Genomic DNA, 14,109 nt, shown 5'->3' on the forward strand with positions numbered 1-14,109 from the left:
TCCGCCGCCATTCCGGGCGCCGCAGGGCAGCGCCATCGACGATGGCGAAGGTCTGCTGCGGCAGGATCATTCGCCCGTGGCGATTCGGACGGCGACCCGCCCCATATAACCCGCCAGCGCGTCTCCCATGAACGGGAGAAAAAGCATCAGCGCGGCGAAGACGGCCAGGATCTTCGGCACGTAGACCAGGGTCTGTTCCTGGATCTGGGTCAGCGCCTGCACCAGCGAGACGGCGAGGCCGACGATGAGCGCGACCATCATCAGCGGGCCGCCGGCCTTGAGAAACACCATGATGCCGTCGCGGGCGACGTCGAGGATGGCTCCGGAGGTCATGATCTCGTCCTGAAAAGCGCGGTCAGATTAGATTTCTCGCATTGCTTCTGCGAAAAACCGGTTCCCACTTTTTCGCGCAATGCTTACACCGGCATCCGCATGATTTCTTCATAGGCGGCGATGACGCGGTCGCGCACGGCGACCAGCGTTTCGATTGCAGCCTCGCTCTCGGCCACGGCGGTGACGACGTCGACGACATCGGCGCGTCCGGTCGCGACCGACGCCGATTGGGCGTCGGCCTTGCGGCCGGCATCGGCTGTGGCCTCGAGCGCCTTGCCGATCAGGGCCGAGAAGTCGGCGCTGCCTGATTGGGTTCCGGTCGAGGAGACCGGCTTGCGGAGCAGGTTGCCCGCGCCCATGCCCTGGATCGATGCATAGGCGCCTGCGGCGAAGCTGGAGGTGGCCATGGCTCAGTCGTCCTCAGGCGCGCAGGATGTCGATGGTGCGCTGGATCATCCGGCGCGTCGACGAGACCAGGTTGAGGTTGGCCTCGTAGCTGCGCTGGGCCTCGCGCATGTCCATCGTCTCGATCAGCGAGTTGACGTTGGGCATTTTGACATTGCCGCTGGCGTCGGCCGTGGGGTTGCCGGGCTCGAACTTTACGCGGAAGGCGCTGTTGTCGCGCTGGACGCGGCCCATGTCGACGACCTGGGCATCGAGTTCGCGGTCGAAGCGTCGCTGGAAGGTGGGAATCTTGCGGCGATAGGGGTCGGCGCCGGCGCGGTCGGGCCCGGAATCGGCATTGGCCATGTTCTCGGCGATGACGCGCATGCGGCCGGACTGGCTGCGCAGGCCCGACGTCGCCACCGCGATGCTCTTGAGCAGATCCATCCTGCCTGTTCCTTTCAGAGAGAGCCGTCAGGCCCCGTCAGCGCCCCAAACCTGCTAGCGGCCCAGCCCGTCAGCGACCTTTGCCAATCGCGATCTTCATCAGGCCGAGCCCCTTGCTGTAGAGCGAGGCTGCGAGCTGATAGTCCGACTGGTTCTGGGCGACCTTCGTCATCTCGTCTTCGAGGTTGACCGCGTTGCCGTTGGGCGTGGTCTCGAATCGCTGGGCGCGGGCGCTGTCGAACGCGCCCCGCCCTCCGCTGAGATCCATATGCCCGGCGCTGGTCTGGACCAGCCCGACGCTCGCCTGGCCGACGGCGCCGATGGGGGGCTGCTTGACATCCATCGGGCGGAAGCCGGGGCTATCGGCGTTAGCGACGTTCTCGGCCAGCACCTTCTGGCGCGTCTGGTGCCATTGCATGCGCGTCTTCAGCGCCAGCATCAGGTTCCCGCCTGTACCCAGGGCAGTGTTCGCCATGACTGTCACCCTCCCGGTTCCGGCGCGACGCCGCAGCCCACTGGGTAAATATTGCCGGGCGCATGGTTAACGAGCGGTTAAGACGGGTCAGTTTCGAGAATCCGGTTAACCACACGTTCACCATGTTTCCTGAAAGCGCGGGCGCTATGCTATAGCCTGCGTGTTCAACGTCAGGTGGACTTATCGGCTGCCGGCGTCCGGCCCGCCGTCGCATATGAGGCAGACCTTGCAGAGCTTGTTTGGCTTCGATCTCCCCACCGCTCAGAAGTGGGTTATCGCTTTTGGCGTCATCCTCGTGCTGCTCGTGCTGCTCGGCCTGTTCGCGCGGCAGATCAAGGACGGCCGGCTGCGCATCAAGGGGCAGGGCGGCGGCCGCACCAGGCAGCCAAGGCTCGGCGTCGTCGACATCCACGATCTCGACCGACAGCGACAGCTCGTGCTGATCCGGCGCGACAATGTCGAGCATCTGATCATGATCGGCGGAGCATCCGACGTCGTCGTCGAGACCAATATCGTGCGTAGCGGCGCGCGTGCCGCCGTGCCGGCACAGGCCGAGATCGGCTTGCCCGAACGCCCATTGCCGTTCGACACGCTGGTGCCGCAGGAGCCGCTGCGCCCTGAACCGACGGAAGATCCGCGCCGCGCGCCCCCGCCGGCCCCTGTCGCGCTGGCTCCGTCGGGGGGCGAACCGCCGCTGCCACCGGTCCGGTCGCCCGTCCGTCCGACCCAGACCCTGACGCAGGCGGAAGCCGCTGTCGCCGCCGCGACGGCCGCGGGCGGCATCGCAGCCATCGGCGGCGCCGCGCTGTCGCGGGCGCAATCGACACCGGCTACGGCACCGCCCGCGCCGACTCCTGCAGTGCCGCCTCCGAACTTCACGCGCGACCACGCCCCGGCGCCTGCTGTCAGCGCGGGCGAACTCGACGATATGGCACGGCAACTCGACGAGGCGCTGAAGCGCCCGTTCTCGGCGGTGCGGCCGGCGGGCGCGCCCGCCAATATCGCTGCCGATCCCGGCCTCGCGGTTTCCCCGCCCGAGCCTGCTCCGCCGCCAGCCGAACCACAGCCGCAGCCGGCCCCGCCCGTGACCGTGCCGCCTGCTCCCGTCGTGACCGGCACGCGGGTCGTTCCTTTGGATGTCGAGGCGGAGCTCGAGATGGCGCTCGGCCTCAAGCCCGAGCGGATCACCCCGAAGCCGCCGATCTTTGCTGCGCCCGTCTTTCCACCGTCGACGGCGCCGAAGCCGTTCGAGCCCGCGCCGCCGCCCAAGCACGAGCCCGTGGTGGTTCGCGAGCCCGTCGCCGTGGAGCCGCCGCCCGAGCCGGAGCCCGAAATCGAGGTTGTTCCCGAACCCGCGACGGAACCGCAGATGGGCGAGGACGAGTCCGAGGCGATTCCCACCGAACAGCAGGCGGACGAGGCGGAGGCGAGCGAGGCCCCGGAAGAGCCTGCACCTGCGCCGGAGGAGCGCAAATCCGCTCCAGCACCTGAGCCGGAGCCCGAGCCCGAGCCGAAGGCGATCGACCCGTTCTCCGTCGACGCCATCGAGGCGGAGTTCGCGCGCCTGCTCGGCCGCGATCCCAAGTCTCGCTCCTGATCGGCCGGAACAACTGGATCGATCGACAGGACCGTCAACAGGATTCCTGCCTGCGCGGCCGGCTGACGCTGCCAAGCCGGTTGCCGCTCGGCGAAGGCCGGCCTTAGCCTCGCACGGCTCGATCGTCTGAGTCGGGCGCTATGACGGCTTTGCGCGTGACCAAGACCAGCACTCCTGCGAGATGGCGTCGCCGCGTGCGGAGCGTCTGGGCCCTTCCGGCGTGCCTGGCGCTTTGGGCTGCGCTGCTGAGCGTGCCGGCCGGGCCGGCGCTGGCGCAGACGCTGTCGCTCGATCTCGGGCAGGGCGGCGGCGTGGCCGAGCGCGCCCTGCAGTTGATCGCCGTTATCACGGTGCTTTCGCTGGCGCCGTCGATCCTGATCATGGTGACGTCGTTCACCCGCATCGCGGTGGTGCTGTCGCTGCTGCGCTCGGCGCTGGGCACGCAGACCGCTCCGCCGAATGCGGTGATCATCGGGCTGTCGATTTTCCTGACGGGCTTCGTGATGGCGCCGACCCTGCGCGAGGCCTATGCGAACGCGATCGCGCCGCTGGTCGCGGGGCAGATCCAGCCGGCCGAGGCCTATAATCGCGGCGTCGTGCCCTTCAAGACCTTCATGCTGCGGCATGTCCGCGAGAAGGATCTCGCGCTGTTCATGGAGATGTCGCGAGAGCCGCCGCCGGCGACGCCGCAGGAGGTGCAGATCCACGTGCTGGTGCCGGCCTTCATGATCTCGGAGCTGCGCCGGGCCTTCGAGATCGGCTTCCTGCTGTTCGTGCCCTTCCTGATCATCGACCTCGTTGTCGCGTCGATTCTGATGTCGGTGGGCATGATGATGCTGCCGCCGGTGACGGTGGCGCTGCCGTTCAAGCTGATCTTCTTCGTGCTGGTCGACGGCTGGGGGCTGGTCGCCGGATCGCTGGTCAAGAGCTACGGCGTCTGAGGACGCCCCCCGTATCAGCTTCTGCCAGGCGCGGCGGGGGCTGCCGGTGCGGCGCCGGCTGCGGCTGGTGTCGGAGCAGGCGTCTGCGGCGAGGCCTCGGGCGAGGGGGCAGCGGGCGCGTCCGGTTTCTTCTGGCGGGCTGCCGCCGAATAAGCCGGGTAGCGCTCGCGATAGGCCTGCATGAAGTCGGACAGGGTGTCGGCGCCGGCCGCGGCGGCGGCGCGGGCCATCTCGCGAATGTCGGCGGCGCGGGAGCGGTTTGCGCCGGTGACGAAGGCAAAGGTGCGCGCGTCACTGCTCTGCGCCATCTTGGTCGCGAACTTGCTGCGCAGCCGGTCCAGCGACAGGCCCTCATTGGCCATGACATAGGAGATCGCGGCCCGCATGACGTCGGCGCGCGCACCGTCGGCGAGCGGTTCCGAGCCGCGCCAGGCCTCGCCAAGGATGCGCTCATGCGCCTCGCCGGCGTCGCGCCAGCGCCGCCCGGTCCAGAAGATGTCGGCGCGCAGGCGATCGACCTCGCGGCCGCGCTCGCCTTCGAGCAGTTCGAGCGCCTGGTCGGTGCGCGACAGGTCCGACAGCGCCTTGACCTCGAGCAGGAGGCGGGCGCGCCTGACGTCGGAAGGGAGTTCGACCAACCGGGTCGTATTCAGGGCGCGCAGGGCCTCGGCCGGCTTGCCGTTCATCAGATCGACCATGGCGAGCCGCGCCGCGACGGTCGAGCGGGCCGCGCCGGTCAGGCGCCGTTCGATCTGATAGCGCAGGATGTCGCTGGCCTGGTCGAGCAGATCGAGACCGACGAGACGGTCGGCCAAGAGGCGGGTGATCTCGTCGCCGCGCCGGCCGATCGGCAGGAACTCCCTGAAGTCGTAGAACAGCGCTAGGGCTTCGATGCGCGGCAACTGGTCGAGTCCGCCGCCGCCAAACAGATCGGCGAAGCGCTGCGCGGTCTCATCCTGCAGGCGCCGCGTGACGGCATGCTCGGGATGCGTCTCGGTGGCGCGTCGCGCGATCTGGAAGGCGTCGCGCCAGCGCTGCTGGTCGGCATAGATGCGTCCGAGCTCGCCGAGAGCCTCGATCTCGAGATCGCCGCCGCGCCAGATGATCGAGACCGTCTCGAGCCGCGCCAGGGCCTCGTCTGCCGAAATGTCGGGGCGCTTCTCGGCCTGGACCAGCCTGACGGCCCGCAATTGCGCCTCCGCCGCCACCGGCCGGCTACGCGCCTCGAAGAGAGGCCGATACCCGGCGAGCGCGTTGTCCGGCCGGCCCGTGACGTCGTCGAGCATGGCGCGCAGCAGGGCGAGGTGTTCGCGGTCGACCGTTCCGGCCGGCAAGGCGTCGAGAGCGTCGATCTCGCGCTCGGCGATCGTCATGTCGCGCATTGTCAGAGCCGCACGCGCCTTGGCGAGGCGCAAGTCCGCCTGCAGTTCGGGCGGGTAGCGATCGAGCACGGCTTCGGCGCGCCGGAAGCCGAGCAGGGCCTGGGCGTCGCGGCCGCGCCGTTGATCGACCAGCGCGCGCCATAGGCCCGTCTCGGGATCGTCCTTGATCGGCGCGGCGTCGAAGGCCGTGGCGGCCTCCTGATGCCGGTGCATCCCTGTCGCGATCAGGCCTTTCAGGAACAGCGCCTCGCGGTTGGCGCGCATGGCCGGATCTTCCGCCATCAGGGTTTGCAGCGGGCCCTTGGCCTCGGCCAGCAAGCCGTTGGCGGCGTAGAAGCGCGCCAGTGCGAGGCGGGTCTCCGATTTGCGGGCGCGCGAGGCCCCGATGATCTCGCGCTGGAGCATGCGCTCCTGTTCGCGCACGGCGGGAACGACCAGCTTGCTCCACTGCTCGGCGTCGAGCAGGGCGGCCTGTGGCTTTGCCGCTTCTGAGTCGGCGTCTTTCTCAGGGGCGGGGACGTCCAGCGTCACCGTCAAGCCGCCCGTGCGGCCGATGCGAACCTGCTCGGTGCCGGCGCGGACGACGACATCGTCGGAGCGCGGGCTCACCGCCAGCCCATGCGTGGTCTGAAGCAGGCCGAATTCGACGAACTGGTAGGGCTTGGGCGTCACCCGGGTCGGCCCGGTCGCCGTGGCGACCGCGACGGGCAAGCCGCCGGGGCCTGCCTCCAGCCAGTGAACGCCGGTCATGCCGCGCAGGGGCACGGCGACGATGGTCTGCCCCTGCTCGTCCATGGAGCGAGCCGGGATCAAGGGCTCTGCCGGCTTGCCGCCCTGCTCCCCGAAGCTCAGCGACCAGGTCGTGCCGTCGTCGAACAGCCGCGCCAGGGGCTGGCCTGCGAGGCGCAGACGGACCAGCGCGACCTTGCCCTCGCGAGTGACGCTGGCATCCTCGATCAGTTGCGGCAGCAGGCCCTTGAGCTCGGCCGGGTCGATCGTGTCGCGGGTGTCGAAGACCAGCGTCGCGGCACCGGCCTCGACGAAGCCGGCGGCGCCCGTCATCCGCGGGAAGCGGAAGTCGAGACGCGTGCCGACGGCCACGACCTTCACCGCCTGCGGCGCTGGATCGACCGCCGGCGGAGGCTTCGGCGCCTGGGCCGGTGCGGCGGCGGCAGGTGGGGCCGGCCTATTCTCGCCGGCCGGGGTCGGAGCCGGGGCAGGGGGCGTGGCCGGGCCGGCTGGCGGCGGGGCGGGGGCCTGCGTCGCGGCGGCGGCGGTCAGCGCGCCGACCGGATCGACCAGCGCGGCGGCGGACAGCTTGGCGGGCTTCAGCAGGTCGACGACGAGCCCGTCCTCGTCGCGGAAACTGCGGAACTGCCAGTCCTTGGGCAGCGAGAGCGCGAGGGTCGTAGCGGCCTTGCCGGCGTCGTGTGAAACCAGCGTCACGCCGGCAGGCAGCGCAGAGCGGATCGCGGCCGGGTCGACGTTCATCGGCTGGTTGAAGGAGAGCTTCAGCGCGCCGTCTGCGAGCTCCGGATTCAACGTCGTGTCCGGAGCCGCCTCGAAGACCAGCCGCTCCAGCGTCGGCAGGCTGGTGCTGCGCAGGCCCAGCGTCCTGCGCTGTTCCTGCGCCAGGCGAGCGGCCTCGCGGGCGCGCGCCTCGGCGACGCGCAGCCTCTCTGACATCTCGGCGATGACCTCGGGCGGCGGGCCGGGCAGGAGACCCGTCCAGTTTTCCGGCAGGATGTCGATGAAAGCCTTCTCGCCGGCCTCGATCAGGTTGGTGCGATAGGGCCGGGTGAGGGCCAGCCGCATGCCGCGCCCATCGGGATCGACGCGCGCGACCGAGACATAAGCCGGCAATTCGCGGGCGATCTTGGCGATGTCGATCTTCACGCTGCCGTCGAAGGCGACGACGAGAACGCCGTTCGATACGCGGATGCGCGTCGTGATGGGTTCGTCGAAGGTCAGGGAGAGGCGCCCGAAGCCCGGCTGCATGACGTCGCCGCGCAAGGTCGCGCTGGCGGCGAGCGCCGGCGCGCCGAGTCCGGCGGCTATTGCCAGGGCGAACAGCCCGATGCCGAAAGCGAGGGAACGCGGGAGACGCAAAGCCGGATACTCACGCAACACGACACGATCGGGGCAGGCAGACAAACCTGCCACGATCGTCGCGAGGCTAGCGCGTCAAGGATAATGGGGGGTTAAGGGCATGCTTGGAAATCCCCGTGGGGCTTCTTCTCGAGAGTCCGGCCGATCACGACGTCGGAATGTCCAAAGGCTCGACCATCAAAGAAAACGTGCAGTCGTCCCGGGCGACCGCAGGAAGACCCGAGATTCATTCCGGAGCCTCACCGGCAAACGCTCCGGCATGGATCCCGGATCTCCGCCTCGCTGCGTCCGGGACGAGGATGCGTTTCGGCGCGAAATTCCAATCAACCGAAATCGCTGAGCGCACTATCGGTCGACCTCGCAGGATGCGGGCCGATGTTTCCAAACGAACCGTCAGCGCCGCGGCGCAGGTGCGATCGCAGGCAGCTCGGTGCCGGGCAGGGAGGAGGGATCGACCGCGACACGCTCGGCGCCCGGGCCGCGCGCCATGGTCGCCAGCGCCACGGTCAGCTTCTCGGCCCGGTCGGGCGCCATCGCCGCTAGGACCTCCGACATCTTGCGCGGATTCATCTGCTGGACGACCGGCACGAGGATGTCGAGGCCGAGGCGGTCGAAGACGCGGGCGGCGTCCTTCGGCTTCATCGCCTCGTACATGATCACGAGGTTCTTGATCGCCTTGGCCTCCTCGCCCGCCTGCTTGCCGGCGGGGCTGCCCGCCTTGGTTTCGAGGTCCTTCAGGTCGCCGACGCGACTGTCGAGCTTCTTCTCGGCCGTGTCGAGCAGGCGTTCGCGCATTTCGAGCTCGCGCATGCGCGCGTCGATCGCCTCGCGGCGCTCGCCGAGGCGTTCGAGCAGGGCGCGCTCGGCCTGCGAGACCGGCGGGGTCGTGCCGTTCATGACCCCGGCCTTGTTCAGCGGATTGGCGGCTCGCGCGGCTTCTTCGTTCGCTTCTGCCTCGGCCTTCTCCGCCGCCTTCTTCGGATCGGGAGCCGGCACCGAGCCGGTGGTTTCGGGATCGCGGAACTGGATGTCGGGCGAATGCGCGTGCGCGATCACCTTGGCCAGGCCCCAGACCTCCTTCGCCGGCTTCGGCGCGGAGGCGAAGGCCGGCGGGCTCGACGGCACCTTTCCGGGATAGGGTTCCGCCGTCCAGGCGAGCATCTTCAGCGCCAGGAGACCCATGGCGCCGAGGATGACGGCCGGAAGCAGGCGGGGCCTTTCGATCACGCGGCCTGACCCTCGAGACGGCGGGCGGCGCGGCTGCGGATCGCGGCGGCGGACTGGGCGGCGCTCGCCAGGCGCGAGATTGGCGTCGCCTCGGCGGGGGCGGGCTGCATCGCCTCCTGGCCGCCAGCGGCTTTCGGCGCGATCATCGTCGCGGCGCTGACGATCTGGCCGATACGATCCATCACGACCTGCCCGGCCTCGATCTGGGCGGCGAGATCGGCGGCGTAGCGTTCGGCGGTCTGCAGGCGTTCGGCGAGGGTGCGGTCGCAATCGCCGAGCGTCAGCTTCAGGCCGGCGATGGCGCGTTCGGCGGTGTCGGTCGCGGCGATCAGCGCGCCGACTGTCTGGCGCATGCCGGCTTCATCCGCCTTCAGGCGCTCGATGCGCTTGGTCAGGACGAAGCAGGTGATGATGGTGGCGACGAGCAGGCTGGCAACCAGCACATCGGCGATGAGAGTGATCGTCATGCGGGGGCCTTTTCGTCAGGAGGGTCGGCCGAGCTGGTTGCTGTCGAAGGCGGCCATCGTCGTCTTGGAGCGCCGCAGCGGGCTGACGATCTGGACGGCGATCTTGTCGTCGACCCGGCCGATGCGCCCGTCGCTGACGATGAAGTCGCCGCAGCGCAGCGAAACGGTGGCGTCGGGACGTGCATCGAACATCAGAGTGTCGCCGATCTCGAGCTTCATCATCCGCTTCAGCGGCATCTGCGTCTCGTGCAGGACGCAGGTGACGGGCACTTCCGTCTGCCAGACCTCGGTCGCGAGATGGTTCTCCCAGATCGGATCACGGCCGAGCTTCTCACCCATGAAGCTTTCGAGCAGCAGATCACGGATCGGCTCGATGGTCGCGTAGGGCAGGAGGAGGTGGAGAGAGCCGCCACGCCCTTCCATGTCGAACTTCAGCTCGACGCGGATGGCTGCGTTGGCCGGGCGCGAGATCGACACGAAGCGCGGATTGGACTCGATGCGGTCGATCGTGAAGTTGACGGGCGAGAGCGGCTTGAAGGCGGCCTCGGCGTCGCCCAGCACGAGCGAGATCACGCGGCGGATGACGCGGATCTCGATCGAGGTGAAGGGGCGCCCGTCGATGCGCGGCGCCGGCTGGCCGCGCTTGCCGCCGAACATCGTGTCGAGCACCGAATAGATCAGCGAGGACTCGATCGTGACCAGGCCGAAATTGTCCCATTCCTCGGCCCTGAAGACCGAGAGCAGAGCCGGCTGCGAGATCGAGTTCATGTAGTCGCCGAAGCGCACGGAGCGGATGCTCTCCAGCGTGACCTCGACGTTGTCGGTGAAGAAGTTGCGCAGGCTGGTCGAGAGCAGGCGAACGAGACGCTCGAAGATGATCTCGAGCATCGGCAGGCGTTCATAGGAAACCGAACCCGAATCGACGATCGCCTGGATGCCGTTGCGGCCGTCCTTGTCGTCCCCGAGGGAGAAACCGAGCATCGTGTCGATTTCTTCCTGCCCCATCAGGCGGTCCGTACCGCCTTCCGGTTCGCCTTCCTCCTCGACGATGTCGGGCATGGTGGCCCATTCGGCCGCCATGCTCTCAGGGCTCAGGGGCGCGTCCTTGGGAGGTGCGCCGGCATTGTCGCGATCGCTCGTGCTCATCGGCCTGTCGTCGCTTCCGTCACTCTTTGTTTCCACATCGGTTTGATCCGAAAACCGGCTTCCACTTTTCGGGTCGATGCGCCGGGCAAATCCGGCCGGCTCACTGAACCAGCAGTTCCTTGAACAGCACGGCGTCGATCTTGGCGGGGAAGACCGTGACGTTGACGCGGCGCAGCAGCTCCTCCTTCAGGCGGTACATGCCGGCCGAGCCTTCGAGGTCGGAGGGGCGCAGCTCGCGCATGAAGACCTGGAAGGCGTCCTCGACGCGCGGCAGCAGCGGCTTGATCTCGTCGGAGACCTTCGCATCGGCGGTTTCGAGCACGACCTTGATCTTGATGATCGGCTGGCGGTCCTGCTGGGGGCCGCCGGTGATGCCGATCATCATGTCCTTCATCTCGATGAAGGCGACGGGCTTCTTGGCATTCTTGGCCGCCTCGGCTGCCGCGATCTGCTCGGGCGAGGGCTTCTTCAGGAAGAAGAACCAGCCTCCGCCACCGAGCGCCGCGAGCATGACGACGCCGCCGACGATCATGATCAGCTTCTTCTTGCCGCCCTGCGGCGCTTCCTCGCCGGAGGCGCCTTCCTCTTCGGTCTTCGGCTTCTTCGCCATCGCCTGCACGCCTCGAATTCCGGACGGCCAGCGCGCCTGCGCCGACCGTTGGAACACCCTGAACATTCACGGTTAACGCGTCGTTAAGGAGGGCAATTTCTGCCGGGTCGATCTTGCCGGCCGACCCGGAAATGCAGGGTTGGCCGCAGTGCCAATGATCTAAATTATTTATCTATATCAATATTTTAGCTGAATTAACCATGCTGGCATGGCGCTTGCGGAATGGTTTACGTGGCTGCTGCGCTGGGGAGCGTCGAAGCGGCCGCGGAACAGAATCGGGAGACCTGCCGTGGAGAATGCGCTTCTCGTCGGCCTGTCGCGCCAGATGGCCCTGGCGCGTGAGCTGGATGTCATCGCCAACAACATGGCGAATGTCGGGACCAACGGCTTCAAGGCGCGCTCGGCGCGCTTCAACGAATTCATCATGCCGAGCGCCAGCGCCGACAGCTTCAAGCCGAGCGACCGGCCGCTTTCCTATGTCATCGACAAGGGCACGCCGATCGACCTGTCGCAGGGGGCGATCGAACGCACGGGCAATCCGCTCGACGTGGCGCTGCGCGGCGACAACTACCTCGTCGTGCAGACGCCCAATGGCGAACGCTACACCCGCTCGGGTTCGCTCGACATCAATGCCGCCGGCCAGCTCGTGACCCAGGCGGGCCAGCCGGTCCTGGGCGATGGCGGGCCGATCACCTTCGGCTCGGCCGAAAGCAATCCGCGGATCGCGGCCGACGGCACCGTCTCCACCGATCAGGGCCAGCGCGGCAAGATCCGCCTGGTGCGCTTCGCCAATCCGCGCGCGCTGACCAGCGAGGGTACCAACCTGTTCGCCTCGCCAACCGCGCCGCTTCCGGCGGGAGCGGAGGCCCGGATGGAGCCGGGGGCGATCGAGGGCTCGAACGTCAAGGCGGTGATCGAGATGACCCGCCTGATGGAGGTGCAGCGCTCCTATCAGAGCACGGCCAACATGATGTCGAAGACCGACGAGCTGCGCAGCAAGGCGATCTCCCGCCTCGCCGACCAGCAAGCCTGACCCGGCCAAGAGGAGCAAAGCCCATGCGCGCCCTTCAGACCGCCGCCACCGGCATGATGGCCCAGGAACTCAACGTCCAGGTCATCTCCAACAACATCGCGAACGTGCGCACCACTGGCTACAAGCGCCAGCGCGTGCATTTCCAGGATCTTCTCTACGAGAACTTCCGGCGCGCGGGCTCCGCCACCTCCGACCAGAACACGCAGGTTCCGGCGGGCACCTTCGTCGGCTCCGGCGTCAAGACGGTCTCGACCGGCCGGGTCATGACGCAGGGCAACCTGACCCCGACCGAAAAGCAGTACGACCTCGCGATCCGCGGCGAGGGCTTCTTCCGGGTCCGCATGCCCGACGGCCGCACCACCTATTCTCGCGACGGCTCGTTCGATCTCGACTCGCAAGGGCAGCTCGTCACCCGCGACGGCTACCAGGTCGAACCCGGCATCACGATCCCGAACAATGCGACCAGCGTCAGCATCAACTCGCAGGGCACGGTCGAAGTCATGCTGCCGGGCCAGACGGCGCCGCAGCAGCTCGGCCAGATCCAGCTCGTCCGCTTCGTCAACAAGGTCGGCCTCGAATCGATCGGCGACAACCTGTTCATCGAGACGGCGGCGTCTGGCCAGCCGATCGACGGGTTCGGCGGCGGGGAGGGCTTCGGCACGCTGCAGCAGAACTATCTCGAAGAAGGCAACGTTCAGGCGGTGACGGAGCTTTCCTCGCTGATCGCGGCGCAGCGCGCCTATGAAATGAATTCCAAGGTCATCACCGCCGCCGACCAGATGATGTCGGCGACGACCTCGATGTTCCGCGGCTAGGCCGAAGGCAGCGCATCATGACCCGTTCCTCGCTCTCGCTCGCCGTCCTGCTCCTGCTGGTGCCCTCGGCGCTCTGCGCCCAGCCGCGGCCGGCCGCCCAGCCCGGCATGTCCGTCGCGGCCCTGTCGGCCGGCCAGGTCCCAGCGCCCCAAGTCGCAGCGCCCCAAGTCGCAGCGCCCAAAGTCACGGCGCCCCAGCCCGCGGCGGCGCAGCTTCCGCGCCGGCTGCAGCTTCGCAACGAACTGACGCTGGCGCGCGACCTCGTCAGCTTCGGCGATCTGATCGCGGGTCTCGGCGCGGAGGCCGCCGCGACTCCGGCCTTCCGGGCGCCGGCGCTCGGCGAGACCGGCACGATCCAGGTCGCCCGCATCGTGGAGGCTGCCCAGGCGGCGGGCATCATCCGCACCGCGACCGAGCTCGAGAGCCACGGCTCGGCGCAGGTCGTGGTCACCCGCGCGGCGCGGCGCGTCACCGCCTCCGACATCGAGGCTGCCGTGAAGACCGGGCTGCAGGAGCGCTACGGCGTGGATGCGCGGGCCTTCGCGCTGGCCATCGACGGTGGCGCGCCGGCGATTGCGGTCGAGCCGGAACTGACCGGCGACGTCACCGTCACCGATCTGAGCTATGACGCCCGCGCGCGCCGGCTCCAGGCCCGCGTCTCGGTGCCCGGCAGCATGGCGATGCGGCTGAAGCCGGTCCGCGTCAGTGGGCAGCTCGTCGAGACGGTCGAGGTGATCGTTCCCAAGCGGGCGATCGCCCGCGGCGAGACGCTGTCCAAGGCCGATGTCGTGGTCGAGCGTCGCCCGCGCGACGGCCAGGCCGCCGATCTCGTCAGCGATCCGCGCGCCGCCATCGACAAGGTCGCGCGCCGCGCGCTGATGGCCGGGCTGCCGCTGCGCGCCGGCGACGTCCAGCGCGAGGAGATCATCGCGAAGGGCGACCTCGTCACCATCATCTACGAATCCAAGGGGCTGATGATCACCATGCGCGGCCGCGTCAACGAGGCCGGCGCCATGGGCGACGTCGTCACCGTCACCAACCCCCAGTCCAAGCGCGTGCTGCAGGGCACGGTCAGCGGCCCCGGCCGGATTTCGGTCCAGGCCTCGCCGGCCGGCCGCGTCGCCAGCGCCCCGTAATCCCACA

14 protein-coding genes are annotated in these 14,109 nt (G+C 68.6%); 5 read left to right on the forward strand and 9 right to left on the reverse strand.

The window, feature by feature from the left end:
• Window positions 1-66: 66 nt before the first annotated feature.
• The 4 genes from fliQ to flgB all read right to left on the reverse strand — a co-directional run bounded on the left by fliQ (window position 67) and on the right by flgB (window position 1,639).
• Window positions 67-333: a flagellar biosynthesis protein FliQ gene (fliQ, locus tag AC1RMY_RS07435; RefSeq protein WP_108048817.1), complete on the reverse strand. Its 267-nt coding sequence runs from the start codon at window positions 331-333 to the stop codon at window positions 67-69.
• Between the two features lie 83 nt (window positions 334-416).
• Complete coding sequence (fliE, locus tag AC1RMY_RS07440; RefSeq protein WP_492863308.1) at window positions 417-740, reverse strand: flagellar hook-basal body complex protein FliE; 324 nt, start codon at window positions 738-740, stop codon at window positions 417-419.
• A 13-nt stretch (window positions 741-753) separates the two neighbouring features.
• Entirely contained in the window at window positions 754-1,164 is a 411-nt protein-coding gene (gene flgC / locus AC1RMY_RS07445) for a flagellar basal body rod protein FlgC (protein ID WP_492863309.1), read from the reverse strand.
• Window positions 1,165-1,234: 70 nt separating this feature from the next.
• Entirely contained in the window at window positions 1,235-1,639 is a 405-nt protein-coding gene (gene flgB / locus AC1RMY_RS07450) for a flagellar basal body rod protein FlgB (protein WP_492863310.1), read from the reverse strand.
• A 226-nt stretch (window positions 1,640-1,865) separates the two neighbouring features.
• Between flgB and AC1RMY_RS07455 the strand changes: the two genes are divergently transcribed.
• Together AC1RMY_RS07455 and fliP are read left to right on the forward strand one after the other, a co-directional pair.
• Window positions 1,866-3,236: a hypothetical protein gene (locus AC1RMY_RS07455; protein WP_492863311.1), complete on the forward strand. Its 1,371-nt coding sequence runs from the start codon at window positions 1,866-1,868 to the stop codon at window positions 3,234-3,236.
• 194 nt (window positions 3,237-3,430) lie between these two features.
• Window positions 3,431-4,177 carry a flagellar type III secretion system pore protein FliP gene (gene fliP, locus AC1RMY_RS07460; protein WP_492863312.1) on the forward strand — a complete coding sequence of 249 codons (747 nt, stop codon included), beginning with the start codon at window positions 3,431-3,433 and terminating at the stop codon, window positions 4,175-4,177.
• 14 nt (window positions 4,178-4,191) lie between these two features.
• On the opposite strand, the gene AC1RMY_RS07465 is transcribed toward fliP, so the two are convergent.
• From AC1RMY_RS07465 to fliL, 5 genes are all read right to left on the reverse strand, one after another.
• Entirely contained in the window at window positions 4,192-7,668 is a 3,477-nt protein-coding gene (locus tag AC1RMY_RS07465) for a hypothetical protein (RefSeq protein WP_492863313.1), read from the reverse strand.
• Between the two features lie 393 nt (window positions 7,669-8,061).
• The gene (locus AC1RMY_RS07470; protein WP_492863314.1) at window positions 8,062-8,895 is read right to left on the reverse strand and encodes a MotE family protein; all 834 of its coding nucleotides are present in this window, start codon (window positions 8,893-8,895) and stop codon (window positions 8,062-8,064) included.
• Window positions 8,892-9,362, reverse strand: coding sequence for a DUF6468 domain-containing protein (locus AC1RMY_RS07475; protein ID WP_492863315.1), 471 nt, complete (start codon window positions 9,360-9,362; stop codon window positions 8,892-8,894). The genes AC1RMY_RS07470 and AC1RMY_RS07475 overlap by 4 nt, the downstream gene beginning before the upstream one ends.
• A 15-nt stretch (window positions 9,363-9,377) precedes the next feature.
• Window positions 9,378-10,508, reverse strand: a complete 1,131-nt coding sequence (gene fliM, locus AC1RMY_RS07480; RefSeq protein ID WP_492863316.1) for a flagellar motor switch protein FliM — start codon at window positions 10,506-10,508, stop codon at window positions 9,378-9,380.
• Between the two features lie 100 nt (window positions 10,509-10,608).
• On the reverse strand, window positions 10,609-11,118 hold the full coding sequence (gene fliL / locus AC1RMY_RS07485) for a flagellar basal body-associated protein FliL (RefSeq protein WP_492863317.1): 510 nt from the start codon (window positions 11,116-11,118) through the stop codon (window positions 10,609-10,611).
• Window positions 11,119-11,407: 289 nt separating this feature from the next.
• On the opposite strand from fliL, the gene flgF reads away from it, so the two are divergent.
• From flgF to flgA, 3 genes are read left to right on the forward strand one after another with little or no spacing between them, the layout of a single operon-like run.
• A complete protein-coding gene (flgF, locus tag AC1RMY_RS07490; protein ID WP_492863318.1) occupies window positions 11,408-12,151 on the forward strand; it encodes a flagellar basal-body rod protein FlgF in 744 nt (247 codons plus the stop codon).
• Window positions 12,152-12,174: 23 nt separating this feature from the next.
• Window positions 12,175-12,966, forward strand: coding sequence for a flagellar basal-body rod protein FlgG (gene flgG, locus AC1RMY_RS07495; RefSeq protein WP_492863319.1), 792 nt, complete (start codon window positions 12,175-12,177; stop codon window positions 12,964-12,966).
• Between the two features lie 17 nt (window positions 12,967-12,983).
• Window positions 12,984-14,102 carry a flagellar basal body P-ring formation chaperone FlgA gene (gene flgA, locus AC1RMY_RS07500; protein ID WP_492863320.1) on the forward strand — a complete coding sequence of 373 codons (1,119 nt, stop codon included), beginning with the start codon at window positions 12,984-12,986 and terminating at the stop codon, window positions 14,100-14,102.
• Window positions 14,103-14,109 lie beyond the last annotated feature (7 nt).

This window comes from Allobosea sp. GW822-FHT03F07 (genome assembly GCF_058801345.1).